The following is a 26,713-nucleotide window of genomic DNA, read 5'->3' as shown; positions in this document are numbered from 1 at the left end:
TTAGAAGAACCGCATCGTATCAAGGAGGAAACGACATGCGTAAGACTTTGATGGCAATGGTAACCGGCCTGGTGCTGGCATCTGTCGCGCCGCTCCCGGCAAGCGCCGAGATCCACGAACAGACGATCCGCTTCGCCAGTGCCGGCGCCGAAGGCTCGCCGCTCGTCATCGGCCAGCGCAAGTTCGCCGAGATCGTCAAGGAAAAGAGCGGCGGCAAGATCGACGTCAAGGTGTTCCCGGCCGGCATGCTCGGCGGCGACCTGCAGTCGGTGACGGCGCTGCAGGGCGGTCTCTTGCAGATGTCCGTGATGAATGCCGGGCTGATGGCCAGCCTTGCTCCCGACTTCGCCATCCTCGACCTGCCCTTCCTGTTCGAATCGACCAAGGAAGCCGACGCGGTGATGGACGGCGAGGTCGGCAAGACCTTTGCCAAGGAACTCGACGACAAGAACCTCGTCGTGCTCGCCTATTGGGAACTCGGCTTCCGCAACCTCACCAACAGCCGCCGTCCGGTCGAGAAGGTCGACGACATCGAGGGCCTGAAGATCCGCGTCGTGCAGTCGCCGATCTATCTCGAAATGTTCCAGGTGCTCGGCGCCAACGCGGTGCCGATGCCGTTCCCGGAGGTCTATACGGCGCTCGAAACCGGCACGGTCGACGGCCAGGAAAACCCGGCGCCGAGCATCCTGACGGCCAAGCTCAACGAGGTGCAGAAATACATCACGCTGACGCGCCACACCTATAATCCGATGGTGTTGCTGTTCTCGAAGCCGCTCTGGGAGAAGCTCGACCAGGAGGAGAAGGACCTCCTTCAGGCAGCCGCCAGCGAGGCAGCCGCCTTCCAGCGCCAGCTGTCGCGCGATGCCGACCAGAAGGCGGTCGACGCGCTCGCCGCCTCCGGCATGACGGTCACCAAGCTGCCGCCCGAGGAAATCGCCCGCTTCCGCGAGAAGACCAAGCCGGTTGCTGATAAATTCGCCGCTTCGGCCAACCCGGAACTCGTCAAGGCCCTCAACGAGACGATCGAAAAGGTCCGCGCCGCAAACTGAGACCATCCCCACCCGGCCGGGAACGTGAAGGCGCTCCCGGCCTGTTCCCCCCGTCAAATTCGAGGCTGACTGTCCATGTACACACAAAACCGCCTGAAGGCTCACCTTGCCGCCGGTCACGTCGCGTTCGGATGCTGGGTCGGCGGCGGCTCGCCGACCAATGCGGAAATCCTCGGCCATGCCGGCTTCGACTTCCTGCTCGTCGACCATGAGCACGGCGTCGGCGAGACCAGCGAGATCATCGACACGCTGCGCGCCATTGAGACGACGCCCTCGCCGGCGCTGGTGCGGGTTCCGTGGAACGACCACGTCTTCCTGAAGCGGGTGCTCGACGCCGGCGTGCAGTCGGTTATGATCCCCTCCGTCGATACGGCGGAAGCCGCACTCGCCGCGGTCCGGGCCTGCCGCTATCCGCCGGACGGCATTCGCGGCTATGCGGCGGGCGTCGTGCGCGCCTCGACCTTCGGGCTCGAGCCCGGCTATATCCACAAGGCCAACGAGAACATGCTGATCGCCGTGCAGATCGAGTCCTTCACGGCGGTCGATAACGCCGAGGCGATCGCCGCCACCGAGGGAGCCGACATCATCTTCATCGGCGTCAACGATCTGGCTGGTTCGATCGGCCGCCTCGAACAGACCGGCCATCCGGAGGTGCGCGAACTGGTTCAACGCGCCGAGAAAGCGATTCTCGCCTCCGGCAAGATCATGGGCACCGTGCCGAACGCCGGCGCCTCCGTCGCCGAACTGATCGACCGCGGCTACCGCGTCATTGCCGGCCCGCACGACGTGGCGCTGCTGCGCGACGCCGGGCTCGCGGCGATGGCCGAGTACCGGGCGTTGCCGCAGCGGGGCGGCCAACAGGCGGCCGCATCCTCGCACCTTAAGAAGTCTTATTGACCGGGCCGCCCGCCGCCGGGCCGCTCAGTTCGAAGGGACGTGGGGCCGTCGAGAACCACCGGAATGGCCCCCTCGGCTGTTGCCGGGTTCGGCAAGCGGCAAGGCGCTCTCGACGGCGCTTCGCCGGGGCTGGTGGGCAACCTCGAGGCCGATCCGATCGCCTGCCGCGGCGCGCACCCTCCCCGTGTCGCTCATCACGCCGGGAAGATTGCGGTAGATTTCCAGATAGTCGCGCGTCATCCGCTCCGCCGGGAAGCGGCGCTTGAAGGCTCCCCGCACCCTGCGCCTGTCGAGCCTCAGGACCTCATCCATCCTTGTCACCGCGTCCTCCACCCAATCGACGAGAATCCCCGATAGGCCGTCTTCGATGACCTCCGGGGCGGAACCGTAGCGGAAGCCGAGCACCGGCGTGCCGCAGGCCATGGCCTCGATCATCACCAGACCGAAAGGTTCCGGCCAGTTGATCGGGAAGAGAAGTGCCGCGGCGTTGCCGAGGAACTCCGGCTTCTGGCGTTCGTCGATCTCGCCGATGAATTCGACATTGGCATGGCTCGCCACCATCGGCTCGACCACACCTTCCCAGTAGGGGCGATCCGCCTTGTCCACTTTTGCCGCGATCTTCAGCGGCATGCCGGCCCGCGTGGCGATCTCGATGGCCCTTTCGGGACCCTTCTCGGGTGAGATCCTGCCCAGAAAGGCGAGATAGTTGCCAGCGGGCTTTTCGGTAAACGGCAATACCGCTGCGTCCAGGCCATGATAGACGGTGCCCCTCCAGTTCACGGGCGGTACGGGCCGGCGCTGGTCGTCGGATATGGAGACGAGGGGAATGTCGGTGAACCGTCGATAGAAGGGCTGGAGATCCGATAGATCGAGACGTGTGTGCAGGGTCGTGACGGTTCGGTCGGCGAAATCCCTGATCAGGGGAAAATGCAGCATATCGATATGGAAGTGCAGGACGTCGAACTCCTGCGCGCGGCGGCGGATGTCCTCGAGCATGACGACGTAGTGCGGAAGGAAGTCGGTCACGTCCGGATTGAGCCTGAGGGCGACTTCGCAGCAGGGCACCAGCTCGGCGGAGGTGAGCGAGTCGCCGCTCGCAAAGAGCGTGACGTCATGGCCGAGCCTGACGAGTTCTTCGGTAAGGCAATGAACAATCCGCTCCGTTCCGCCGTAAAGCTTTGGCGGAACACGTTCTGCGAGCGGGGCGATCTGGGCAATTCGCATTGCTGAACTCCTGTAACGGAGCGAAGGCGGGGCGGGGGCGTTCGCTCGAAAGGAAAGGAAATCTCACCTGCAACAATTGCCGAGAGCGGCTCTTGTTCCCGAAGGGCAGGGGCTCGCTACCTGTGGCTGCAGACGCCGCCTTCGCTTCGCAAAATGTGCCGAGCGTCAAGAGGTTCGCCGCCGCAGGCGACCCTCGAACGGTTCAGGCATGTGGCGGCGCCGCGAGCAGTCGGACGACCGGGACCGGAACCTTCCCCATCGAAGGGACGTTTGCAACGAAACTCCCGCGAAGGTTTCAGGAATGCCCAACGCGACAGATCGACCGACCGTTCTCATCACCGGCTCGAGTGGTTTTCTCGGACAGGCGATCGCGCGCGGCCTAAAGGATCGCTACCGCATCATCGGCCTGGATGTGGCTGCCCCGAGAGGCTCGTCGGCCCGCCTTGAGACGATCGAGATCGACCTGACCTCCGACGACAGCGTCGGAAAGGCGGTGGGGGAAGTGGGCAAGCGCAGCGGGGGCCGCGTCGCCTCGGTGATCCATCTCGCCGCCTACTACGACACGACCGGCAAGGACGATCCGAAATATGAAGCGGTCAATGTCCAGGGCACGCGCCGGCTGCTTGCTGCGCTGAAGGGACTTGAGACCGAGCAGTTCATCTTTTCGAGCACTCTGCTGGTGCATGCGCCGAGCCCGCAAAAGGGCGTGCGGATCAACGAGGACTCGCCGCTCGAACCGGCCTGGGCCTATCCGCGGTCGAAGGCGGAAACCGAAGCGGTGATCGCCAAGGAGCACGGCCGGATCAACACGGTGATCCTGCGGCTCGCCGGCGTCTATGACGAGGATTGCCGGGCCACCTTCATCGCCCAGCAGATCGCCCGCATCTTCGAGCGGCTGCCGACCGCCTATCTGTTCACCGGCGATCTCGATGCGGGACAGCCCTATCTGCACAAGGACGATCTGGTGGACGCCTTCGTGCGCTCCGTCGACCGCCGCGCCGAATTGCCGGCGGAGAGCGTGATGCTGATCGGGGAGGAGGAAACGCTTTCCTACGGGGAACTGCAGAAGCAGATCGGCCGGCTTCTCCACGGTGAGGACTGGCGCACCTTCGTCCTGCCCAAGGGGCTCGCCAAGACCGGGTCGTGGATGCAGACGGAGGTGCTCGACCAGGAGAGCGACATCAAGCCGTGGATGATCGAGAATTCCGACGACCATGTCGAGATCGATGTCAGCCGCGCCCGGAGCCTGATCGGCTGGGAGCCGAAACACAGCCTCTCCCGCACCGTGCCGGAGATGATCCGGCGGCTCAAGGAGGATCCGACCGACTGGTACGAGAAGAACAAGCTCGAACCCTCGGCCGTGGCAGCTTCCGAACCGGAGATCGAGCAGGCAAGAAGGCGGCTCGATGCGCCGCTGGAGCGCAGCAACAAAGAGGTCGAGGCCGCCATGGAGCGCCAGCGGCTGCGCACGCTCTGGGCGCCGATGGTGAATGTCGCGCTGGGCCTGTGGCTCGTCGCCTCACCGATGACGCTCGGGCTTTTCGATCCCGTCACCCTCCCGCCGCCGCCTGCCCTCGGGCACGAGATCGCCGCGGCCGACATCCGCAATGCGCGCCTCGGCATCAGCGAGATCGTCTCGGGCTTGCTCGTCGCGGTGTTTGCGCTTCTCGGCATGTATCGCCGCTGGGCCTGGGCGCAATGGATCACGGCGGCGCTCGGCGTGTGGGTCATGCTCGCGCCGCTGGTCTTCTGGACGACCAGTGCTGCCGCCTACTCGATCGACACGCTTGCCGGCCTGCTGATCCCGGTCTTCGCCGTCATGATCCCGCCAACGCCCGGCATCAGCAGGCGGGCGCTGGCGGCGGACGACGACCGGCCGCTTGGCTGGAGCTATTCGCCCTCCGCCTTCACGCAGCGCATTCCGATCGTGGCGCTCGCCTTTGTCGGCCTCTTCGTCTCGCGCTACCTCGCCGCCTATCAGATGGGGCATATCGACGGCCTCTGGGATCCCTTCTTCGGCCCAGGCGGGGCTGCCGTCGGCAATGGCAGCGAAGCGGTGGTGACGTCCTGGGTCTCGAAGGGTTTTCCGATCGCCGATGCCGGATTCGGCGCCTTTGCCTATGGACTCGACATCCTCGCCGGCGCGATCGGCGATCGGCGCCGCTGGCGCACCATGCCGTGGATGGTGCTGCTCTTCGGCCTCTTGATCATCCCGCTCGGCGTGGTCAGCGTCTCCTTCATCATCATCCAACCGCCACTGATCGGCGCGCTCTGCACGCTCTGCATCGTCCAGGCGGCCGTCACGGTCGTGCTGATCCCCTATTCGATCGACGAGGTGCTGGCGGCCCTCCAGTATCTCTGGCGGGCGACAAAGGCGGGCGAACCGTTCTGGCGAACGTTCTGGATGGGCGGTCCTGCTCTTTCGGAGAACCAGTCGCCGGAGCCGGATCTCGACCGGCCGGCATCCGAGCTCATCAAGGAATTCCTCACCAGCGGCGTGAATTTTCCGTGGACGCTGGTGACGAGCGTTTTTCTCGGCGCGGCCCTGATGGCGACGCCCTCGATCTTCGGCAGTTCGCCGCCGCTTTACTACAGCGACCATGTCGTCGGCTGCCTCCTCATCCTGGTCGCCGTCACCGCGATGGCCGAGGTGGCGCGTCCGGTGCGCTTCCTCAATGGGGCGCTCGGCGCATGGGTCGCGGTGTCGCCGTTCGTTCTCTCCGGCGGCGGAACGGTGGCAAGCATTGCGGATATCGGGCTTGGTCTGGCCCTCATCGCTCTCAGCCTGCCGCGCGGGACGCGCAGCGAGGAGCATTACGGTGGCTGGGATCGGGCGATCGTCTGACGTTGTGCGGCTCTAGAGCGCAATGCGCTCACATACGTTCGCGCTACCGCTATAACTCTTTGTTTTTGTCGCATTTATGCGACGTCAGGTGATTCCACCTGACGCAAAATGCTCTAGGATTACGAGATGTCCGACAACCCATCGAGGCGGAGGGTTCCGCAGCAGCCGCCCAGCCAGGCGGCGGCGGCACCGAGCAGCAAGGAGAAGAAACCAAGAAATGCGCCGCTGGAGACGACGATTGCGGTCATGTCCGCCGCATCGGCGGTCTTTCGCCGCGCATCGTCCACGGCCGTGTCGTAGGTCTGCTCATAGTCTTCGACGCGGGTGCGCGCCTGATCCGGCGGAATCCGCTGGGCCCGGGCCAGTGCGTCGGCAGCACGGTTACGCGCGTCCTCCGCCTGCGTCTCGTCGGCAATGACGAGGGCGCGGATCGACGCCACGGCTGCATCGCGCATCGCTGCCGGGTCATTGCCGCCGATCGTCTCGCGGACCCGGCGCTCGATATCGGCGAGAGGGTCGTCTGCCGCTGCCACGACCGTCGTTGTTTCCAGGGCCGCGACGGTGCTCCCGGCGCCGTCGACGACCGAGGAGAGCCCGCTCAGCACCCCGCCGGTCAGCGCACCGACCGAGGTCGTGAGCAGATAGACGATGACGAGCGTCGTGACGGCCCAGGACGTCAGCCCGTGATATGCCCCCGTCGTCGTGCTCCTGCGGCCCGACAGCCGGCCGGCCAGGTAGCCGCCGACAAAGGCCGAGACGATGCCTGAAACAGCGAACCAGATACCGCTCGCAATCGAAAAGGCGCCAGGCCCCGGTTGGCCGCCGCCGGGGTCGAAAGCTGCAGCGCCGATGCCGACGCCGAGCAGATTGAGCAGAAATTGCAGTGCGAGTGCCAAGGCTACGCCAGCCAACACCGCTGCCCAGGAGAGATTGCTGGACGAAATCGCGACCGGAGGCTCGGCAGGCATTGCAACAGGACTCGTATGGCCCGGGTCGCTCATCGAAAGCTCCCATGGGATTCAGGATCTTAACGTCCATCGGATAACCGGGCGAAGTGGGATTCGTTCCGTTTTGCCACGGCGGATCGTGCCGAAGGCACTATCGACTGACCAGCCAGAGGACCGCCGTCAGCAGGACGCTGAAGATGACGCCGCTGGTGATCGGGATGTAGATGGTGAAATTCTCGCGCACGATCATGATATCGCCCGGCAGCCTGCCGAAGCCGATGCGCGCCAGCCAGGGCCAGAGAACGCCGACGGCGACCAGGATGAGGCCGATGATGATCAGGATACGCGACATCTGTGCCTGCCGCCCCGCGAAAGCGTCGACTCCCCTGGTGCTACAGCGTCCCTTGCGCCTCTGATAGGACGCGCGGCGCCGTAGGGGATCATATAGGGCCGCGTTGCCGGCGGCCCAGGCTCAGCCGCTACTGCTGCTCGTCGCTCGCCAGGCCGTATTTCTCGAACAGACGCGCCTGGGTTCCATCGGCGATGACCTTCTCGAGGCCCTTCTGCATGCGGCCGATCAGTTCGTCCGGAACGGAGGGATTGCAGGCGATCGAGTAGATGTCTTCGGCAAGAACCACGGTCGACTCGATGGGTGTTCCCTCACGCTTCAGTTTGTCGAAGTATTTCTCCGAGATCGGCATCAGGTCGATGCGGCCGGTCAAGAGCTTCTTGAGCGTCAGTTCCAGGTCGGTGGCGAGATCGATCCGCGGAAAGCCGTTTTCCTCGAGGATGGTCTGGGTGAAATCGTCGCGCTGCGTGCCGACCTTGAAGGCCTTCGCCTCGTCGAGGGTCTGCGGATTGGCGGCCGAGCCGACCTTGCGGATCAGCACCGTGCGGCTCCTCAGCAGTGGTTCCACCCATTTGAAGCGGGCGTGGCGCTCCTTGTTGTGGACGGTGGTGAAGACGCAGTGCATCTCGTGGTTTTCGGCCAGGAAAAGCGCCCGGGCCCAGGGCATCATCTCCATCGTGTATTGGAGGTCGGCATCCTGCATGAGAAGCCTGACCTGCTCGACGGAAGCGCCCTTGTAGTCCTCGCCCTCGCGAAAGTTGAAGGGCGGGTAGGATTCGGTCACGAATTTCACGTCCGCCGATTGGGCAGCCAGCGGAAACAGAAGTGTTATCAGGAGGAAGAGCTGCTTCATCGTCAGGTCCTTGGCACGGCCGGCAATGGCCGCTGCTCGCGTTCTAGATCACGATGATTTTAGGTAGGATCGACCTAAAATCATGAGCCGTGATCGATTCTAATGGGTTAGAGCGGGATGCGGGCGGAAAACCGCACGCACTTTTCCTCATCCCGCTCTACTCCGGATAAAATGTCGCCGACGGGCTGGGGTCGCCCGAGGAAATAACCTTGCCCGCGGCCCACCTTGAGAGAGAGGAGGGCGCGCAACTGCGCGTCGGTTTCGATCCCCTCGGCGACGACGTGGCAGTTCATTTCCTTTGCCACCATGTGGATGCCGGCGATGAGTTTTTGGACCCGCCGGCGGACCGTTTCGCTTTCGTCGGTCAGCGACCGGGTAAAGGCCTGATCGATCTTGATGATGTTGACCGGGAAATGGACGAGGTAGCTGAGCGACGAGTAGCCGGTGCCGAAATCGTCGAGGGCGATCTTCATCCCGGCGCCGCTCAGCGCGCCGAGGATGTCGCGAATGTCGGGACTGTGGTGCATCAGGACCGCTTCGGTGATCTCGATGACGATGCGGGTCGGCGTGATCCCCCATTTCATCAAGGTGGCAAAGATGCTGGCCGGCAGTTTCGGGCAAAATTGCAGCGGCGAGACGTTGACGGCCAGATAGGCGTTTTCGAGGCCCGGCACGGACGAGAGGCGGGCAAGGTGGGCCACTGCCTTCTCGAAGATGCGCTCGCCGATCCTGAGGATCGCACCGGTTTCTTCGGCGACCCGAATGATGTCGGTCGGCGGCAGGACGCCGTGTTCGGGATGATTGAGGCGCATCAGCGCCTCGAAGCCGGCGACCTGCCCGCGTTTGAGATCGACGATCGGCTGGAGATGGACGTCGAACCAGTCCTGCCTCAGGCCCTCTTCGATATAGGTTTCGATCTTCAGCTTTTCCTGGGCCAGGCTTGCGATCAGCGGGTCGAAGAGCTTCGCGCCGTTCTTGCCATTGTGCTTGCGGGCATACATCGCCATGTCCGACTTCTGCAGCAATTCGGCGGCGGTTCTGGCTTGCGCGGGATAGAGAGCGATGCCGATGCTGGCGCTCAGCGACAGCGCGCTGCCGTCGACGATGACCGGCTCTGCGCAGGCGGCGGCGATGCGCGCGGAGATCTGCAGGGCGGCGCTCTCAGCCTTGGCCGCCGGGATCAGCACGACGAATTCGTCGCCGCCGAGCCGCGCGACCCTGTCCTCGCCACGCACCTGCGCGCGGATGCGGCCGGCGATCTGGCGCAGCACTTCATCGCCGGCGGCATGGCCGAGATTGTCGTTGATCGGCTTGAAGCGGTCGAGATCGATGAGCAGGCAGGCGAGCTCTCCGCCGTCCGCGGCGGCCTGCCGAATCGCCCCGTCGAGCGCCATTTCGAAGCCGGGGCGGTTGAGGAGACCCGTCAGGTGATCGGTTATCGCCTGTACATGGTTGCGCTCTTCCGCCGTCTTCAATTCCGTGACGTCGGTCATGACGGCCAGCGACAGGGTTTCACCCGCTTCCAGCGCCTGCACTTCCTTGATCAGGACGTCGATCAGGCGGCCGTCGGCGCAGCGGAACTTCACCGTGACGGTGGCGGCTTCGACATCCTCGGTGGCCTGCCGCTTGCGGTTTTGGTAGGCGGGACGCGTCGCCGGATCGAGAAAATTGGCAAAGTGGCGGCCGAGAACCGCCTGGCGGTGGTAGCCGGTGGCGAGCAGCCAATAGTCGCTGACCGCCGTCAGGCGATCGTCGTCGTCGATGGAGTAGAGCTTCGCCGGCGTGAGGTTGTAGATGCGCGTCGTCTTCTGGTGGGCGCGCTTGAGGTCGTTTTCCTCCTGGGCGAGACGCCCCTGCATCTCGTTGAAGTTGGCGGCCAGCATTCCCATTTCGTCGGCGGATACCCAGTCCACCATATGGCGCGACCCGAGCCGCCGCGTCGCCTCGATGGCGTGCGTGAGGCGAAGCAGCGGCCGCGTCACCATCATCCGGTTGCCCAGAATTGCCGCCGCCGTGATGATCACGATCGCAAACAGAAAGATGCCGATATAGACGGCGTCGTCGAACTCGAAATCGGAGAGGAGATCGCGCTGGCGCAGGGCGATCTCCAGACTGCCGACCGTCTTGGTGCCGTCGACCGAGCGATAATGGACCGGGGTGGAGAGGATCTCACCGGGCGGGTTCTTGTCGCGGGAGCGTTCCGGCAGCCTGACATCGAGCCCGCCGGCGACCTCGTAGACGCGGACGGAAACCACCGAACGGTCCGCAAGGATCGTACTGGCGATTTGCCGGACGCTTTCTTCGTCGAAATCCCACAGCGGCTTGCCGAGGGCCAGCGAATTGGCCTTGAGCAGGACCTGGCCGTGATCGATGACGTCGCGATAGGCACGTTCGTTCGAAAGATAGAAGAAAAGCACGAAGAGTGGCGCGATCAACAGCAGGAGAGCGCTGGAAACGATCAGTATGAAGCGGCTCTCGACCGAATGCGTATTCATCTCAATGCCCAGGACCACCGCATCGACAGGCCGACGCCAGGGTTCACCTGCGGCCCCACCATTCTTCGGCCCGATCCCGGCTCGGCGGCAGGCGCCGAAGCGATCTGCCGCCAATCCCCGTCAGCAATGCGCGCGAGATCAAACCGGGGCCTATGGTTCACTGAAAACATTAGGCTTCGGTAAATAATGCGTCCCCGCCGATAGCCTGATCGCGCTGGAATATCCAGATTGCGCAAATGTCGGGCGCGCCGCCCTGGAATTGACCCCGCCCGGCTCGTCCTGGCGGGTTAGCGGCTGCCCTGGCTTTGCGCGAGGAGCCAGTCCCGCATCGATCGGATATGCTCGGCTTTGCGCGGGCTGCGCGGGCGGACGATGTAGAAGCCGAGCTCGTCGGTCACGGCAAAGTCGAGGGGACGGCAAAGGCGTCCGGCGGCGAGGTCGTCCGCGACGAGTGCCTCGGTGGCAAGCGCGATGCCCTGGCCGGCGATCGCCGCATCGATCGCCAGGGAGCTGTGCGAAAAGCGGAGCGACTTCAGGGTCCTGACGTCCGCTGCAACGCCGGCGCGCTCCAGGAACACCGGCCACATGCCGTGCGCGTCGTGCAGCAGCACGTGGCGTGTCAGGTCCTCCACGGTTCTGATGGGGGTCTCGGCGACGATAGCCGGGTTGCAGACCGCGATGAATCGCATCGGAAACAGCAGATCGCCGGTGAGCCCCGGTCCGAAGGGCGGTTTCGTCTGCCGCACGGCAAGATCGACCCCGTCGCTTTGGAAATTAGCCAGCCCGTTGGACGCAAGCACCTGCACCTCCGTCTCGGCGTTCGAATCGGAGAATTTGCCGAGGCGGGGGATCAGCCATTTCGCGGCAAAGGACGGAGTGACACTGATGGTCACGACGGTCTTTGCCGGTTTCAGCTCCTGGGTGGCGTCGGAGATCAGCGACAGGGCACGCTGCAGCGGTTTCAGATAGCGCCGACCCGCCTCGGTCAGTTCGAGACCCCGGGCGCGCCGGTCGAAAAGCCGGGTGTTCAGATATTCCTCCAGCCCTCGAACCTGCTGGGCGACGGCCCCTTGCGTGACGCCCAGTTCCTCCGACGCGATGCGGAAATTCAGATGCCGCGCCGAGCTCTCGAACATCCTGAGGGCGTTCAGAGGGGGAAATGTGTAGGGACCTTGTCCGCCAGCCATCCAGTAGTTTTCCTACAGGCACGAGAGTGTTTTTCTGCTTAGACCCGGACAGCGCGGCATGTCAAACTCGGCCGGAAATCAGACCTGAATTCCGAGAAAGGATGAGACCATGGCAAAGGAAAAAGTAGCGATCGTCACGGCCGGCGGCAGCGGTATGGGGGCGGCGGCGGCGCGCAGGCTGGCTGCGGATGGCTACAGGCTTGCGGTGCTCTCCTCTTCCGGCAAGGGCGAGGCGCTGGCCAAGGAACTGGGTGGCGTCGGCGTCACCGGCTCGAACCAGTCGAACGAGGACCTGAAGAGGCTCGTCGATCTCGCCGTTTCCAGCTGGGGGCGGATCGATGTGCTCGTCAACAGCGCCGGTCATGGACCGCGCGCCCCGATCATCGAGGTCAGCGACGACGATTGGCACAAGGGCCTCGACACCTATCTGATGAACGTCGTCCGCGCCGTGCGGCTGGTAACGCCGATCATGCAGGCCCAGGGCTCGGGGTCGATCATCAACATTTCGACCGCCTGGGCCTTCGAACCGTCGGAGATGTTCCCGACCTCGGCGGTGTTCCGCGCCGGGCTCGCCGCCTATACGAAGATCTATTCGGACAGCTATGCCAAGGACAACATCCGCATGAACAACGTGCTGCCGGGCTGGATCGACAGCCTGCCGGCGACCGAAACCCGCCGCGACAGCGTGCCGATGAAACGCTACGGAACGAGCGAGGAGATCGCCGCCACAGTCGCCTTCCTCGCCTCGGAGGGCGCCGGCTACATCACCGGCCAGAATATCCGGGTGGACGGCGGACTGACCCGCTCGGTGTGAGGCTGTCTCTTTACGACGGAACGGAGCCGGCGTGTAGGTCCTCGTCAGCATGCGAGCCCTACGCCCCGGCGGCGTTCAAACTCGGCCGTGCGGCAGGTCGTTTCGACGGGCCAAAACCGAGCCTTGGATGCCAATCGCCGTCTCCACAATGAATGGCTGAAATAAGTACGAACAGCGGAGCAACGGTTCGGGAACGAAAGGATGCGGCCTACTCCTTACGGGTTAAGGCATAGGTGGACAGGCAAAGAACCTCTCGGGAACAAAGCTTTCGCCTCGTGGTTGGCTCCCGGAAGGGACTAAGAGGTTGGAGAGCAGTCGATGAAAGGTATCCTTATCAAGAGTGCCCTTGTTCTGAGCCTGGGCGTCGCCTTCGGGCCGGCGCTGGCGCAGACGGAGCAACCGGCGCAGGGTCAAACGACCGCGTGTCCGGAGGGCACGGAATGTCCGCAAGGCGGCGCCGAGCAGGGCAAGCAACCCGACGCACAGGGCGGAGCAGCCCAGCAGGGTGGCGAAGCGACCGGCCAGGGTGAGCAGCAGGGCCAGTCCGGCGAACAGCAGCAACCGGATCAGCAGCAGCAAACCGAAACCGGCACCCAGCAGAAACAACAACAGCAAAGCCAGGAGAGCTCCGATCAGCAGAAGACTGATGGGGATACCTCGCAGTCCGGCACAAAGCAGCAACCTGCCCAGGGCGAGACCGAGCAGCAGACCGGTCAGGGTGAGCAGCAGCAAACCCAGGAGGACCAGGCCTCCGGCTCGACCAAAGTCGAGGTGACCACGGAGCAGAAGACCGAGATCACCCAGATCATCAAGGAAGAAAAGGTCGAACCGGTTGATGTCGATATCGATGTTTCCGTCGGCGTCGTCGTTCCCGAAACGGTCAAGGTCAAGCTGAAGCCTGTGCCGACGCGGATCGTCCAGGTCGTGCCCGCGTACGAAGGCTACCTGTTCTTCGTGCTGGCCGACGGCCGGATCGTCATCGTCGAGCCGTCGTCGCTGGAGATCGTCGTCATCCTGGCGTAGCGGTTTTCGCGTGAACCAGGCTCGCCTCGTCGCGCGGCGGGCCTCTCTTCACATAGAGGATTGGAGTGGGTGAATGAAACGCGGCTGGCAGGATCCCGACACGCGGCACGCGACGGGCGCGAAGCCGAGCGATCGCCGTCCGCTCCGCGAGGGCGGGTCGGACGAGGAGCATTGGCGTCGCCGCGGCGACGAGGGTGGAGAGTGCGCCTGGCGGGCGGAAGCGCTGCGACGTTCCGATCGTCGAGGCAACTATCATGGCCTGACGGATCGAGACCTGGCGCGTCGCATCGAGGATCTCGGTTCTTTCGATCCGTACGAGAATGTGCCGCCCTTCCGGGGGCGGTCCGGCCAGGAAGATTGGCCCGGCGGCGGGCAGGGGGCAGACGAGGTCGGCCGTTTCAGGGGGAAAGGTCCGCGCGGCTACAAACGACCCGACGCACGTATCGAGGAAGACGTCAACGAGCGACTGACCGAGGACCCTCGGCTCGACGCATCCGACATCGAGGTCTCGGTCAGCGGTGGCGAGGTCACCTTGGCAGGCTTTGTTTCGAGCAGACGGGATCGTCGGAGAGCCGAAGATTGTTCGGAAGGCGTATCGGGGGTGTCCTATGTGCAGAACAATCTGCGGGTGAGGACGGCCGGCATTTGAGCCGGGTGGGTTCCGCTCAGGCAGGGCCGAGCAGATAGGGCCGAGCCGGCTCAGAAGAGAAACGTGGCGAAGACCGAGCGCCGTTCGACGCGCCATCCACAGCGATCCCTATTTTCAGTTACACAGTTTTAAGTGGATCCTCGCGAATTGATACAACGACGAGTTAAGCGGCGAGGTTCTATTAACGACCCCGTCAAGCTCCATTTGCCGAGCTACTCCGAGAGGCGCTAAGCATCGCAAGCACTGATTGTAGAAACCGCTGCGACCTCCCGCAAAGAGGGCGTTGTCGCAGACCCTTGGCGCAACTCACATCATGGAGAGTGAAATGTCGAACGGGAATGGAACAATCAATTATCTGAACGCGGCGCAAGATGCGGCACAGCAGGCAGTCGCCGACCTGCAGCTGTTCGAAGCCAACAACAATGAGGCGCTTCGAAGCATGGCGATCGGAGCCGATTTCGCATCGGCGATTGGATCGATCGCCGGTGCTGCAGCAGGCTGGGCCACAGCCGGCGTTGGCCTGGCGGGGTTGCTCACAGGCGGTGGCAAAGGCGATTCGCTGGAAATCGAAGTCTCGAACTTCTCCTCGCAGCCGCTCGTGCTGTACAACTACAACCCCGCCAGAGGCAACGTATCGAAGATCGTGCAGCCGCTTTCCACCGGTGAAAGCGACACCTTTATCCTCGATTATCCGGACGACACTTTCGACACCTCGACCCAGATCGAACTGGATTTCCTGATCGGAACGATTCAGGCCTCGGTGACCTACAAGTATACGGATTCCGGTGACCCGGGGCGGTGGCAGGTCGTTGCCAGCATCGATGGCGACGGCGGCTACAAGTTTGATACGAAGTTGCAGCTGTTTGGTGCGACGTTCCGGGCAAACAGCAGCAGCAATCCGAGTTTCAGCTGGTACACATCGCCGATCGAATCGAGCTCCGGCCAGATGAGCCTCGCGTTCTACGATCTGGCCGCAGCGTGACGACTGCATGTGTCCTAAAATCGACCTCGGATTAAGGGCAAATAATGCAGCACCTCAAAGCGCTACAGCGTAACCGGCAAGGAGACCCCGTCTGGCGTAGGGGGTTGGCGGTCGGATATCGATAGCGCACGTTGTGAGCCGATGTGAGCTTCTATGTCTGCACCTAGTTCTGGAACTAGAACCTTCCACATGATCGAAGCTGTCGCTGAGCGCCTCGAGGGTGCGCCACGGCAGCTTCGCCGGCGGTGGTCGGATGAGTTCAAATCGCAGGTGGTGGCCGAGGCGCTGGAGCCGGGCGCGAGCGTGTCGGCGATCGCCCATCGGATAGGCATTCGTCCGTCGCAGCTGTTCGCCTGGCGTCGTGACGCTCTGGACCATGCCGCCTCGCAGCGTTCGGCTGGCGAAGTCGCCTCGGCGCGCCCGGCTGCCCCGGTGATAGAGGTTGTCATTGGCGACATTGTCGTGCGCGCCGGCGCAGATGTCGACGAGGCGCACTTGCAGCGGGTGATCCGGGCGGTGCGTTCGGCATGATCCCGTCCGGCGTGAAGGTGTTCCTGGCCAGTCATCCGGTCGACTTCCGCAAGGGCCCGGACAGCTTGCTGTCGCTGGTGCGGGATGCCGGCAGTGATCCGTTCAACGGCGCGCTATACGTCTTCCGGGCCAAACGGGCGGATAGAGTGAAGATCGTCTGGTGGGACGGCTCCGGGGTCTGCCTTTATGCCAAGCGGCTGGAAAAGTCGCAGTTCTGCTGGCCGCGGATCGGCCATAACCGGGTTCAGCTCAACCATGCCCAGCTTCTGGCGCTGGTCGATGGCATGGACTGGAAGCGGGTTCGAGCCGTGCCGGTCAAGCCGCCGGAGATTGTTGGGTAAAAGCCCTGCGGCGAAGTGAATCAGTAGCCTGAAAGGGCAGGAAAACCGGAGCAAAATGTGCTCTGGTCGAACCGATGACGCCGCCCGATCTTGACCTCCCAGACGACGTTGAAGCGCTGAAAGCCATGGTGTTTGCCATGGCCGAAAAGGCGGCACGGGCCGACGCGCTGGAGAGCGAGGTCGCAGATCTCAAGGCGCGCAACGCCGATGCCGATGAGCGTATCGAACGGTTGACGCAGATCCTGAAGGCCTTCGATCGGGCCCGCTTCGGCCGGCGATCGGAAAAGCTCGGCTCCCCCTCCACCGACGACGAGCAGCAGGCCTTTGTCTTCGAGGAAATCGAGACCGGCATCGCCGCGATCAGGGCACAGGTCAACAAGGGCCGCGAGCGCCCGGAAGGCAAGCGTCCACCGCGGCCACGCAAGGGCTTCGCACCCCACCTCGAGCGGGTCGAAGTGGTGATGGAGCCGGAGGAGCTGCCGGAGCATGCCGGCAAGCAGAAGGTGCTGATCGGCGAGGACGTGTCGGAGCGGCTGGATGTCGTGCCGGCGAAGTTCCGCGTCATCGTTACCCGCCGGCCGAAGTATGCCTTCAAAAACGAGGACGGCGTCGTCCAGGCACCGGCGCCGGCACACATCGTCGAAGGCGGCATTCCGACGGAAGCGCTTCTGGCCCAGATCGCCGTCTCCAAATATGCCGATGGCCTGCCGCTCTACCGGCAGGAGGCGATCTACGCCCGCGACAAGGTCGAGCTCGACCGCAAGCTGATGGCGCAATGGATGGGCAAGCTCGGGTTCGAGCTGGAGATCCTCGCCGACTACCTCTTCGATGAGATCAAGAAGGGCGAGCGGATCTTCGCCGACGAGACCACCTTGCCGACGCTCGCTCCCGGCTCCGGATCGACGAAGACAGCCTATCTATGGGCCTATGCCAGGGATGACCGACCATTTGGCGGCAGCGGTCCGCCGATGGTCGTCTACCGCTTTGAGGACAGTCGGGCCGGCGAGTGCGTCGCCCGGCATCTCAAGGGCTACCGCGGAATCCTGCAAGTCGACGGCTATGCCGCCTACAACAAGCTGGTCCGCTCCGATCGTGGCAATGACGGTGTCACATTGGCTGGCTGCTGGTCACACAGTCGGCGCAAGTTCTATGAGCTGCATGTCGCGGAAAGCTCGAAGGTCGCAACGGAGACGGTCGAGCGGATGGCGAAGCTCTGGCAGGTCGAGGAGACCGTGCGCGGGCAAAGCCCTGACGCCCGTGTCGCGGTGCGTCAGCAAACCTCCGCCGCGATCGTCACCGAGCTCTTCGCTCTCTGGCAGAAGACCCTGCCGCGGATCTCCGGCAAATCGAAGCTCGCCGAGGCGATCCGCTACGCCATCTCGCGTCGCGCCATCTTCGAGCGCTTCCTGGCCGACGGCCGCATCGAGCTCGACTCCAACATCGTCGAGCGAGCAATCAGGCCCCAGGCAATCACACGCAAGAACTCGCTCTTCGCCGGCAGCGACGGCGGCGGAAGGAGCTGGGCGACCATCGCGACACTCTTGCAGACCGCAAAAATGAACAACGTCGATCCGCTCGCCTGGCTCACTCAGACACTCGAGCGCATTGCCAACGGATGGCCGAGTTCAGAAATCGACGCGCTGATGCCGTGGAACTACGCCGACTGAATGGCCTCAGCTTGCCGCTTACGCTACAGCGGCCTTTGCGCCCCGATGGGGCGCGCGGCGCTGTAGTGCCTCCGACTGAATCGCAGCCATGCGTACAGCCGCCCGCCGAGATCGCTCGGCGGGCGGTTTGCGCTTGCGCGCCATGGTTGATGCCTGTTGAAGTTCCCTCTTGACCATCATGTTATCGATAACATAAGCTCCTCCTCAGCCAGCGGCTTTGGGAGGAGCGCATGGATCAACAAAAGCTCTTGGAGTTCCGCGCGATCACCAAGGAGTTCGGTGGCACCCGGGCCCTGTCGCAGGTTTCACTCGATCTCGAAGCCGGTGAAATCCTGGCACTTCTCGGTGAGAACGGCGCCGGCAAGTCGACCCTGATCAAGACGCTCGCCGGCATCTACCGGCCGGACGGCGGCGAGATCCGGTTCCGCGGCGAGCCCTATGTCAACCAGCCGCCGAAGCCGAACAAGCGCCAGCCGGTCGCCTTCATCCATCAGGATCTCGGCCTCATCGAATGGATGACGGTCGCCGAGAATGTCGGTCTGGCGCAGGGCTTCTCGATGCGGACCCGGCTGATCGACTGGCGGCGCACCGAGGAGCGGGCGCGCGAGGCCTTGCGTCTCGTCGGCTGCGATTTCGATCCCTCGACCCGCGTCCAGTCGCTGACGCGTACGGAGAAGTCGCTGGTGGCGATCGCCCGCGCCTTGGCCGTCGAGGCGGATGTGCTGGTGCTCGACGAGCCGACGGCAAGCCTGCCGGCGGACGAGGTGGAGCGGCTCTTCAACGCCATCCGGCCGCTGAAAGAGCGCGGCGTCGCGATGATCTACGTTTCGCATCGGCTCGACGAGATCTTCCGGATCGCCGACCGCGTTGCGGTGCTGCGCGACGGCCGCCTCGTCGGCCAGAAGCCGGTCGCCGAGACGAACCCGGACGAACTCATCGAAATGATTGTCGGGCGCAAGGCCGATCAGCTCTTCGTCAAGGCGGCGAGTACGCCGGGCGAAGCGGTCGTCAGCGTCAGGCAGCTCGCCTGCCAGGGCGTCGGGCCGGTTTCGTTCGATGTGCTCAAGGGCGAACTCATCGGCCTCGTCGGCCTGCGCGGCGCCGGCCAGGAATTGGTCGGCCGGGCCCTGTTCGGCTGCCAGCCGTTTTCGGGAGCGATCACGATCGGCGGCGAGTCCCCCGACCTCTCAAGTCCGGTGGCGGCGATGCGCTCCGGCGTCGGCCTGATCGCTCGCGACCGCACGGAGGAGTCGGTCGCCATGTCGCTGTCGCTGCGCGAGAACACGTTCCTCAATCCGCAGGCCTCGGGCCGTGGCCTGTTTTCGGTCCTCGCCCCCTCGAAGGAGGCGGCGCTCGCCGAGGCAATCGGCGACAGCGTCGGCTTAAGGCCGAACGACCAGAGCCTGCCGATCGAGGCGCTGTCCGGCGGCAACCAGCAGAAGGTCGTGGTCGGCCGCTGGCTGGCGACCGGCCGCAAGCTGCTCGTCGCCGAGGATCCGACCGCCGGCGTCGACGTCGGCGCCAAGGCCGACATCTACCGGCTGATCGCCCGGGCGCTCGAGGCGGGGCTCGCCGTCGTCGTCGTCTCGACCGATTTCGAGGAAATCGCCCATATCTGCCATCGCGCCCTGGTCTTTTCGCGCGGCCGCATCGTCCGCGAGCTAAAGGGCGAAGAACTGACGACCTCGGCGGTGATTGCCGCCGCCTCGGCCTCCGAAGCCGCCTGAGTTTCCGGGAGAAGAAAATGCAGTCGATCGAATCCACCGCGCTTGAACCAACCCGCGGCGAGCTTGCCGGCCTCAGCCTGCCGCAGAAGCTCATCCGTTTCCTGCCGGTCTACGGCCTCGTCGTCCTGACCCTGTTGCTGATCGTGCTGTTCTCGCTGCTCCTGCCGCAGACCTTCCCGACGGTCCTCAATGTCCGCTCGATCATCTCCGACAAGGCGATCATCGCCATCCTGTCACTGGCGGCCATGATCCCGATGGCCTCCGGACGCATCGACCTGACGGTCGGCTACGGCATCGTGCTGTGGCATATCCTGGCGATCAGCCTGCAGACGATGTTCGGCGTGCCCTGGCCGATCGCCGTGCTGATCGTCCTGCTGCTCGGCGCGCTCACCGGCTTCCTGAACGGCCTGCTCGTCGAGGTGGCGCGGATCGACTCCTTCATCGCCACGCTCGGCACCGGAACCATCCTCTATGCGCTGGCGCTCTGGCACACCGGCGGCCGGCAGGTGGTCGGCGTCCTTCCGGAAGGCTTCTATTCGTTGAACGGCACGATGCTGCTCGGCCTGCCGATCACCGGCTTCTATGTCCTCGTCCTGGCGCTGGCGCTGTGGCTGGTCCTCGAATATCTGCCGATCGGCCGCTATGTCTACGCGATCGGTGCCAACCCCAAGGCGGCGGCCCTGAACGGCATTCCGGTGCGCCGCTTCGTCATCGGCGCCTTCGTCTCGTCGGGGACGCTTGCCGCGCTTGCCGGCGTGCTGCTCGCCTCGAAGCTGCGGATCGGCCAGGCGAGCGTCGGTCTCGAATATCTGCTGCCCGCCCTCGTCGGCGCCTTCCTCGGCTCGACCACCATCAAGCCCGGCCGCGTCAATGTCTGGGGCACGATGATCGGCGTCATCATCCTGGCGGTCGGCATCTCCGGCATCCAGCAAATCGGCGGCTCGTTCTTCGTCGAACCGCTATTCAACGGCGTCACGCTGCTCGTCGCGATCGGCATCGCCGGCTACGCACAACGTAGGAGAGGGACGGTGACGCGCAAGCCGCCGGCTGCGGCCCCGGAGCCGGCTGGAACGAAGTGAATTCCAAAGATCTGCATCAGATAACGAACCCAAGGGAGGAAGGGTAAATGAAACGCAGGACTTTCATGACAGGCACGGTGGCGGCAATCGCGCTGATGGGCGCCAACGTCGCCTTTGCCGATCCGATGGCCGATGCCGAGGCGATCGTCACCAAATATGCCAACAAGGTGACCGCCTGGGATGGGCCGACGGCCGGTCCGAAGGCTGGAGAGGGCAAGACCATCGTCGTGCTCGCCGGTGACCTGAAGAACGGCGGCATCCTCGGCGTCACCACCGGCGTCGAAGAGGCGGCCGCGGCGATCGGCTGGGAGGTGAAGGTGATCGACGGCGCCGGCTCGATCGGCGGCCGCACGGCGGCTTTCGGCCAGGCGATGGCGCTGAAGCCGGCCGGCATCATCATCAACGGCTTCGACGCCGTCGAGCAGGCACCGGCGCTGGAACAGGCCAAGGCGGCCGGCATCCCGCTCGTCGCCTGGCATGCCGGGCCGGTGATCGGCCCGGACGACAAGACCGGGCTCTTCGCCAATGTCAGCACCGACGCGATGGAAGTGTCGAAGGCGGCGGCCAACTGGGCCTTCGTCGATGCCAAGGGCAAGCCGGGCGTGGTGATCTTCACCGACTCGACCTATGCGATCGCGATTGCCAAGGCCGACAAGATGAAGGCCGAGATCGAAGCACTCGGCGGCAAGGTGCTCGAATATGTCGACACGCCGATCGCCGAGACGTCGCAGCGCATGCCGCAGCTGACCACCTCGCTGCTGCAGAAATACGGCGACCAGTGGACCCATTCGCTGGCGATCAACGACCTCTATTTCGACTTCATGGGACCGTCGCTCGCCGCCGCCGGCAAGGGCGGCACCGATGCGCCGATCAACGTCGCGGCCGGCGACGGCTCGGAATCCGCCTATCAGCGCATCCGCGCCGGCCAGTTCCAGAAGGTGACGGTCGCCGAGCCGCTGAACCTGCAGGGCTGGCAGCTCGTCGACGAGCTGAACCGCGCCTTCGCCGGCGAAAAGTGGTCGGGTTACCTGTCGCCGCTGCATGTCGTGACGGCCGACAATGTCGAGTTCGACGGCGGCCCGAAGAACACCTTCGATCCCGATAACGGCTATCGCGATCAGTACAAGAAACTCTGGGGCAAGATGTAATCTCCCAGAACTGGGGCACCGCGAATGGTGCCCCTTTTTTACTTATCCGGCCGGGTCGTATTGCCCTGCACCAGCGCGAGCGGCGCCCGCCAGACGTCCGGCACGGACTCCTCCGCGATCATCTGCAACAACGCCTGCGCGGCTTTCTCGCCGATCTCCGTTCGCGGCAGGTCGATCGTGGTGAGCCGCGTTCTGACCGCATTGGCGAGCGACGTGCCGTTGAAACCGACCACGGAGATCCGTTCGGGCACGGGAAAACCGGCATCGTGCAGGTAGGAGAGACCGCCGAGCGCCATCGCGTCGTTGAGAAAGTGGATGGCCTCGATGCCGGGATGCGTCCGCACCAGTTGCTCGGTCAGAAAGCGTCCGGTGACGGCTTGGCGTGGCCTGTCTTCGGCGGTTACGCTGAGAAGGTCGATACCCGCCGCGGCGAGCGACGACTTCAGCGCCAGATGGCGCCGGCGGGCGCAAAGATCCTTGTCGAGCTCGGCACCCACATAGGCGATCCGCCGCCGCCCGCGCTCGAGGAAATGCCTCGCAACCAGGTGCCCCGCTTCCTCATGCGAGGGGCCGGCGCTGAAATCCAGGGCGCGCCTGTCGCAATCCCAAAGCTGGATCGCCGGGCAGGTTCGCCGCGCCAGCAGACTTTCCGCATCCGCGCTTCGCGCCATGCCGCCGTTCAACAGGATGCCGGCCGGCCGGAATGACAGCATGGCGCGGATGAGCTCCGTTTCGGTCTCCGGATCGAAGCCCGATTCCCCGATGAAGGTCTGAAATCCCCGCGGCCGAAGCGTCGCGTTGATGCCGCTCAACACCTCGGAAAACACGATGTCGCTGATCGACGGGATGATCACCGCCACCATCCGGCTTTTGCGTGAGCTCAGCGACCCGGCAAGATTGTTCGGCAGATAGCCGAGCTCGTCGGCGGCCTGCTTCACTCGCTGGCGCGTTTCCGCCGAAATGTTTCCGGCGCCGCGCAGCACTTTTGAGACGGTCATGCGGCTGACGCCGGCCCTGTCGGCCACCTCCTGGAGGGTGATCACCTTTCCACGCGAACTCACCGGCGTCTCCTTTTCATCAAAATGCCGCTCGACCGATTGACGCGTCGATTTGTTATCGATAACATCTCCTAAGTTAACGATAACCTTCGGCCTCTTTCAAGAGAAATAGCCGGTGAATGAAAAGGAAATCGACTTGCATGCTGGCGCTTGGCGGCTGCCGCGGGAAGGCGCCGGCATGCCCGGCAGGGAAGGCGGTGCCTTTCTAAGCCCGCGAGGAGTGGCCTGAAGTCCGGAAATCACGATCTACCAAGTGGAGGAGAAACTATGACGATTTCGAAATTCATGCGCACCATGGTGGCCGCCGTTGGAATTGCGGCGGCGGGTCTCGCTTCGGCCGTCGAGGCGCAGGCCGCAACGCTCAACGACATCATTTCGCGCGGCACGGTGCGCATCGGCGTGCTGACCGGCGCGCCGCCGATGGGCATGGTCGACGAGCAGGGCAACCCGACCGGCTACGACGTCGACGTGGCGAACCTGATCGCCGGCTATCTGTCGCTGCCGGGCGAGCTCGTGCCGCTGACGCCGCCGGCCCGCATTCCGGCGCTGCAGACCGGCAAGGTCGATTTTCTCGTCGCCACCCTGGCGCCGACCGGGGAGCGCGCCAAGACGGTGATGTTCACGCAGCCCTACAGCGCCTTCAACATGGACATCATCTCCGGTCCGGACCAGAAATTCGCCAAGCTCGCCGATCTCGAAGGCAAGCGTGTCGCCGTCAACCGCGGCTCGTCGCAGGAGACGGCGCTGCGCAAGGCGGCGGTTCCCGGTCTGGAAATCGTCGTCTACGAGGACGATTCCACCAGCGCCCAGGCGCTGATCGCCGGCCAGGTCGATGCGGTCGCGCTGCCCTCGACGGTCGGCGAGGCGATTATCAAGCAGCGGCCGGATGCCGGCCTGCAGGTCGGCTTCACCTTCTTCCAGCAGGGCAATTCGATGGCGACGCGGATGGAGGACTTCGAGATCCGCCAGTGGCTCAACACCGCCATCTACCTCATGAAAATTTCCGGCGATCTCGACAAGATCGCGACGAAGTGGACCGGCCGGCCGATGCCGACGCTTCCGACGTTCTGATTGCGTTGAACAGGGGCACGTCGGCAAAGCCCGGCGTGCCCGCGCAACCTCGACGGAGTTCCCATGTCCTACACGTTTCAATTCGGCGTGCTGGCCCAGTATCAGGATCAGATCCTGAGCGGCATCTGGCTGACGATCAGGATTTCGCTGTTGTCGATCATCCTCGGCTGCGCCGCCGGCATCCTGCTTGCCTCGGTCCGCTCCGTCTGGGGCGGCGCGGTCCGCTTTCTCGTCGACGCCTATGTCGAGATCATCCGCAACACGCCCTTCCTGGTTCAGCTGTTCATCGTCTATTTCGGTCTGCCGGGTCTCGGCCTTCGCGTCGGCGCCGATACGGCTGCGCTGATCGGCATGACGATCAATCTGGCCGCCTATTCGACGGAGATCATCCGCGCCGGCATCGAGGCGATCCACAAGTCGCAGATCGAGGCCGGCGAGGCGCTCGGCTTCACCCGCTTCCAGATCTATCGCCATGTCATCATCGTGCCGGCGATCGCCAAGGTCTATCCGGCGCTCTGCAGCCAGTTCGTGCTGATGATGCTCGCCTCCAGCATCTGCTCGGCGATCTCGACCCAGGAACTTGCCGCCTCGGCCGCCTTCATCGAATCGCAGACCTACCGGTCCTTCGAGATCTATATCGCCGTCACGCTGATCTATCTCGTCCTGGCGCTGGCGCTGCGGGCGGTGCTCGCCGTCGTCGGCATGTGGCTATTCGGCCGCCGGGTTGCGCGCCGGACCATGACGGCGCTTCCGGAGGTTCAGGCATGACGCTCAAGACCTTCGGCCTCGACCAGTTCGGCTTTCTGCTTTTTTCGCTGCAATGGACGATCCTCCTGACGGTGATCGCGCTGATCGGCGGCGGCCTGCTCGGCTTTGCCGTCGCGCTCGCCCGCACCTCGCAACTGAAGCCGGTCCGGATTGCCGCCGCCAGCTATATCCAGATCATCCAGGGCATCCCGGTGCTGATGATCCTGTTCCTCTCCTATTACGGCCTCAGCCTCGCCGGCTTCGAACTGCCGCCGCTCATTGCCGCCGGCGCCTCGATGACGATCTACGCGTCCGGTTATCTCGCGGAGATCTGGCGGGGCTGCATCCAGGCCGTGCCGAAGCAGCAGTGGGAAGCGTCGGAATCGCTCGCCATGACCCGGCTGCAGCAATATCGCTACGTGATCCTGCCGCAGGCAATGCGCATCTGCCTGCCGCCGACCGTCGGTTTTGCCGTCCAGGTGGTGAAGAACACCTCGATCACCTCGATCATCGGCTTTGTCGAGCTCGCCCGGGCCGGGCAGCTCATCAACAACGCGACTTTTCAGCCGTTCCGCGTCTTCCTGGCGGTGGCCGCCCTCTATTTCGTCGTCTGTTACCCATTGTCCCAGCTGTCGCGCTTGCTGGAAAGGAGGCTTCATGCCGGAAGTAGTCGTTGAAAACGTCCACAAGAGCTTTGGCGCTCTCGAAGTCCTCAAGGGCGTGTCGCTTTCGGTCGGACGCGGCGAGGTCTTTGCACTGATCGGCCGGTCGGGCTCGGGCAAGAGCACGCTGCTGCGCTGCATGAACGGGCTCGAAAAGATCAATTCCGGCAAGATCGAGATCGCCGGCCACGCCCTGGGGGAAGATGCCAAGGCGCTTCGCAAGCTGCGCACCGACGTCGGCATCGTCTTCCAGAGCTACAATCTCTTTCCGCACCTGACGGTCGGCGAGAACATCATGCTGGCGCCGCGGATCGTCAAGGACGTGGCGAAGACCAAGGCCCGGGAGGTTGCCCGCGAAGTGCTGCAGCTCGTCGGACTGTCGGAAAAGTTCGACTCCTATCCGGACCAGCTTTCCGGCGGCCAGCAGCAGCGCGTCGCGATCGCCCGGTCGCTGGCGATGCGGCCGAAGGTCATGCTGTTCGATGAGGTGACCTCGGCGCTCGACCCGGAACTGACCGAGGAAGTGCTGACGGTGATGGAGAACCTCGCCCGCGACGGCATGACGATGATCCTGGTGACGCACGAAATGGGCTTTGCCCGCCGCGTCGCCACCCAGACGATCTTCATGCACAAGGGCAAGATCTGGGAGCAGGGGCCGTCCGCGGCGCTCTTCGCCAATCCTGAGACGCCGGAACTGCGCCAGTTCGTCAAATCCGACGTCAAGTGACGGTTTTGCCGCACTAGCAGGCTCGAATGCCATTGCCGTGCGTTATATGTAACGCTATATTGGCGTTACCAGTAACGCAAGGCCCGCCTGATGAGCAGTGCAATCCGCCAAAAGCGCTATCGCGAAAAGATGCGCGCCGCCGGCTTCAAGCCGGTAACGATCTGGGTGCCGGACACCAGCAATCCGGCGTTCGCCAAGGAGGCCGCACGCCAGGCTGAAATCCTGAATGCAAAGCCGCGAACCGACAACGATGATTTTTGGGATGCCGTCGCCGAAGATGCGTTCAGGGATATTGAGGAATGAGGCGCGGCGATATCGTGACCGTCGCGCTTCAGGGCGACAATGGCAAACCGCGTCCTGCGGTGATCGTGCAAGCCGATGCCTTCGACAGGATCGAGCGCCTTTTCATCATTCCCCTGACCAGCGATATTGCCGAGACGCCCTATTATCGAGTCAACATCGAGCCGGGCGAAAATTCCGGCTTGCGCGCAAGATCACAGGTCATGCTCGACCGCATGACGAACACTCCACGAAGCAAGATTGGCAGCGTCATCGGTCATATTGATCGCGAAACGATGCAGGAAATCGACCGCCTTCTGGCGATCCTTCTTGGCATTGCATAAAATCACGGCCTTTGCATT

26 protein-coding genes are annotated in these 26,713 nt (G+C 64.0%); 19 read left to right on the top strand and 7 right to left on the bottom strand.

Going from position 1 to position 26,713, the window contains the following annotated elements:
- Positions 1-35: 35 nt before the first annotated feature.
- The gene (locus tag NGR_RS10860; protein ID WP_015888316.1) at positions 36-1,049 is read left to right on the top strand and encodes a TRAP transporter substrate-binding protein; all 1,014 of its coding nucleotides are present in this window, start codon (positions 36-38) and stop codon (positions 1,047-1,049) included.
- A gap of 75 nt (positions 1,050-1,124) precedes the next feature.
- Positions 1,125-1,946, top strand: a complete 822-nt coding sequence (locus NGR_RS10855) for an HpcH/HpaI aldolase family protein (RefSeq protein ID WP_015888315.1) — start codon at positions 1,125-1,127, stop codon at positions 1,944-1,946.
- A 24-nt stretch (positions 1,947-1,970) separates the two neighbouring features.
- Here NGR_RS10855 and NGR_RS10850 read toward each other — a convergent pair whose 3' ends face one another.
- Positions 1,971-3,170, bottom strand: coding sequence for a glycosyltransferase family 4 protein (locus tag NGR_RS10850; RefSeq protein WP_015888314.1), 1,200 nt, complete (start codon positions 3,168-3,170; stop codon positions 1,971-1,973).
- A 301-nt stretch (positions 3,171-3,471) separates the two neighbouring features.
- On the opposite strand from NGR_RS10850, the gene NGR_RS10845 reads away from it, so the two are divergent.
- Positions 3,472-6,015 (top strand): NAD-dependent epimerase/dehydratase family protein, encoded by a 2,544-nt coding sequence (locus NGR_RS10845; RefSeq protein ID WP_015888313.1) that lies wholly within the window; start codon positions 3,472-3,474, stop codon positions 6,013-6,015.
- A 119-nt stretch (positions 6,016-6,134) separates the two neighbouring features.
- Here NGR_RS10845 and NGR_RS10840 read toward each other — a convergent pair whose 3' ends face one another.
- From NGR_RS10840 to NGR_RS10820, 5 genes are all read right to left on the bottom strand, one after another.
- Positions 6,135-7,016 carry a hypothetical protein gene (locus NGR_RS10840; RefSeq protein WP_015888312.1) on the bottom strand — a complete coding sequence of 294 codons (882 nt, stop codon included), beginning with the start codon at positions 7,014-7,016 and terminating at the stop codon, positions 6,135-6,137.
- A gap of 97 nt (positions 7,017-7,113) precedes the next feature.
- Positions 7,114-7,314 carry a DUF2905 domain-containing protein gene (locus NGR_RS10835; RefSeq protein WP_015888311.1) on the bottom strand — a complete coding sequence of 67 codons (201 nt, stop codon included), beginning with the start codon at positions 7,312-7,314 and terminating at the stop codon, positions 7,114-7,116.
- 127 nt (positions 7,315-7,441) lie between these two features.
- On the bottom strand, positions 7,442-8,164 hold the full coding sequence (locus NGR_RS10830; RefSeq protein WP_015888310.1) for a substrate-binding periplasmic protein: 723 nt from the start codon (positions 8,162-8,164) through the stop codon (positions 7,442-7,444).
- 107 nt (positions 8,165-8,271) lie between these two features.
- Entirely contained in the window at positions 8,272-10,659 is a 2,388-nt protein-coding gene (locus tag NGR_RS10825) for a putative bifunctional diguanylate cyclase/phosphodiesterase (protein ID WP_164924011.1), read from the bottom strand.
- Between the two features lie 287 nt (positions 10,660-10,946).
- A complete protein-coding gene (locus NGR_RS10820) occupies positions 10,947-11,846 on the bottom strand; it encodes a LysR substrate-binding domain-containing protein (protein WP_015888308.1) in 900 nt (299 codons plus the stop codon).
- A gap of 109 nt (positions 11,847-11,955) precedes the next feature.
- Between NGR_RS10820 and NGR_RS10815 the strand changes: the two genes are divergently transcribed.
- The 10 genes from NGR_RS10815 (at position 11,956) to NGR_RS10770 (ending at position 21,807) form a co-directional block, all read left to right on the top strand.
- Positions 11,956-12,660: an SDR family oxidoreductase gene (locus NGR_RS10815; protein WP_015888307.1), complete on the top strand. Its 705-nt coding sequence runs from the start codon at positions 11,956-11,958 to the stop codon at positions 12,658-12,660.
- A gap of 318 nt (positions 12,661-12,978) precedes the next feature.
- The gene (locus tag NGR_RS10810; protein WP_015888306.1) at positions 12,979-13,683 is read left to right on the top strand and encodes a DUF1236 domain-containing protein; all 705 of its coding nucleotides are present in this window, start codon (positions 12,979-12,981) and stop codon (positions 13,681-13,683) included.
- Between the two features lie 73 nt (positions 13,684-13,756).
- The gene (locus NGR_RS10805) at positions 13,757-14,332 is read left to right on the top strand and encodes a BON domain-containing protein (RefSeq protein ID WP_015888305.1); all 576 of its coding nucleotides are present in this window, start codon (positions 13,757-13,759) and stop codon (positions 14,330-14,332) included.
- 325 nt (positions 14,333-14,657) lie between these two features.
- Entirely contained in the window at positions 14,658-15,314 is a 657-nt protein-coding gene (locus NGR_RS10800; RefSeq protein WP_015888304.1) for a hypothetical protein, read from the top strand.
- 189 nt (positions 15,315-15,503) lie between these two features.
- Positions 15,504-15,845 (top strand): transposase, encoded by a 342-nt coding sequence (locus NGR_RS10795; RefSeq protein ID WP_240545084.1) that lies wholly within the window; start codon positions 15,504-15,506, stop codon positions 15,843-15,845.
- Positions 15,842-16,186, top strand: coding sequence for an IS66 family insertion sequence element accessory protein TnpB (gene tnpB, locus NGR_RS10790; RefSeq protein ID WP_015887039.1), 345 nt, complete (start codon positions 15,842-15,844; stop codon positions 16,184-16,186). The genes NGR_RS10795 and tnpB overlap by 4 nt, the downstream gene beginning before the upstream one ends.
- 74 nt (positions 16,187-16,260) lie before the next feature.
- On the top strand, positions 16,261-17,853 hold the full coding sequence (tnpC, locus tag NGR_RS10785; protein WP_015888303.1) for an IS66 family transposase: 1,593 nt from the start codon (positions 16,261-16,263) through the stop codon (positions 17,851-17,853).
- Positions 17,854-18,083: 230 nt separating this feature from the next.
- Positions 18,084-19,580, top strand: a complete 1,497-nt coding sequence (locus NGR_RS10780; protein ID WP_015888302.1) for a sugar ABC transporter ATP-binding protein — start codon at positions 18,084-18,086, stop codon at positions 19,578-19,580.
- Between the two features lie 17 nt (positions 19,581-19,597).
- Positions 19,598-20,659, top strand: coding sequence for an ABC transporter permease (locus NGR_RS10775; protein ID WP_015888301.1), 1,062 nt, complete (start codon positions 19,598-19,600; stop codon positions 20,657-20,659).
- 47 nt (positions 20,660-20,706) lie between these two features.
- Positions 20,707-21,807 (top strand): ABC transporter substrate-binding protein, encoded by a 1,101-nt coding sequence (locus NGR_RS10770; protein WP_015888300.1) that lies wholly within the window; start codon positions 20,707-20,709, stop codon positions 21,805-21,807.
- 38 nt (positions 21,808-21,845) lie between these two features.
- On the opposite strand, the gene NGR_RS10765 is transcribed toward NGR_RS10770, so the two are convergent.
- Positions 21,846-22,868 carry a LacI family DNA-binding transcriptional regulator gene (locus tag NGR_RS10765; protein WP_015888299.1) on the bottom strand — a complete coding sequence of 341 codons (1,023 nt, stop codon included), beginning with the start codon at positions 22,866-22,868 and terminating at the stop codon, positions 21,846-21,848.
- Positions 22,869-23,132: 264 nt separating this feature from the next.
- Between NGR_RS10765 and NGR_RS10760 the strand changes: the two genes are divergently transcribed.
- The 6 genes from NGR_RS10760 (at position 23,133) to NGR_RS10735 (ending at position 26,695) form a co-directional block, all read left to right on the top strand.
- Positions 23,133-23,936 carry a transporter substrate-binding domain-containing protein gene (locus NGR_RS10760; RefSeq protein ID WP_015888298.1) on the top strand — a complete coding sequence of 268 codons (804 nt, stop codon included), beginning with the start codon at positions 23,133-23,135 and terminating at the stop codon, positions 23,934-23,936.
- Between the two features lie 63 nt (positions 23,937-23,999).
- Entirely contained in the window at positions 24,000-24,704 is a 705-nt protein-coding gene (locus tag NGR_RS10755) for an amino acid ABC transporter permease (RefSeq protein ID WP_015888297.1), read from the top strand.
- Positions 24,701-25,360 carry an amino acid ABC transporter permease gene (locus NGR_RS10750; RefSeq protein WP_015888296.1) on the top strand — a complete coding sequence of 220 codons (660 nt, stop codon included), beginning with the start codon at positions 24,701-24,703 and terminating at the stop codon, positions 25,358-25,360. The genes NGR_RS10755 and NGR_RS10750 overlap by 4 nt, the downstream gene beginning before the upstream one ends.
- On the top strand, positions 25,341-26,072 hold the full coding sequence (locus tag NGR_RS10745) for an amino acid ABC transporter ATP-binding protein (protein WP_015888295.1): 732 nt from the start codon (positions 25,341-25,343) through the stop codon (positions 26,070-26,072). Before NGR_RS10750 ends, NGR_RS10745 begins: the two co-directional genes overlap by 20 nt.
- A gap of 90 nt (positions 26,073-26,162) precedes the next feature.
- Positions 26,163-26,375 carry an antitoxin MazE family protein gene (locus tag NGR_RS10740; RefSeq protein WP_015888294.1) on the top strand — a complete coding sequence of 71 codons (213 nt, stop codon included), beginning with the start codon at positions 26,163-26,165 and terminating at the stop codon, positions 26,373-26,375.
- Positions 26,372-26,695 (top strand): type II toxin-antitoxin system PemK/MazF family toxin, encoded by a 324-nt coding sequence (locus NGR_RS10735; RefSeq protein ID WP_015888293.1) that lies wholly within the window; start codon positions 26,372-26,374, stop codon positions 26,693-26,695. Before NGR_RS10740 ends, NGR_RS10735 begins: the two co-directional genes overlap by 4 nt.
- Positions 26,696-26,713 lie beyond the last annotated feature (18 nt).

The organism is Sinorhizobium fredii NGR234 (assembly GCF_000018545.1).
GTDB classification, from domain to species: domain Bacteria; phylum Pseudomonadota; class Alphaproteobacteria; order Rhizobiales; family Rhizobiaceae; genus Sinorhizobium; species Sinorhizobium fredii_A.
The sequence above is the reverse complement of the archived record's forward strand: the minus strand, read 5'-3'. Positions and strand labels throughout refer to the sequence as shown.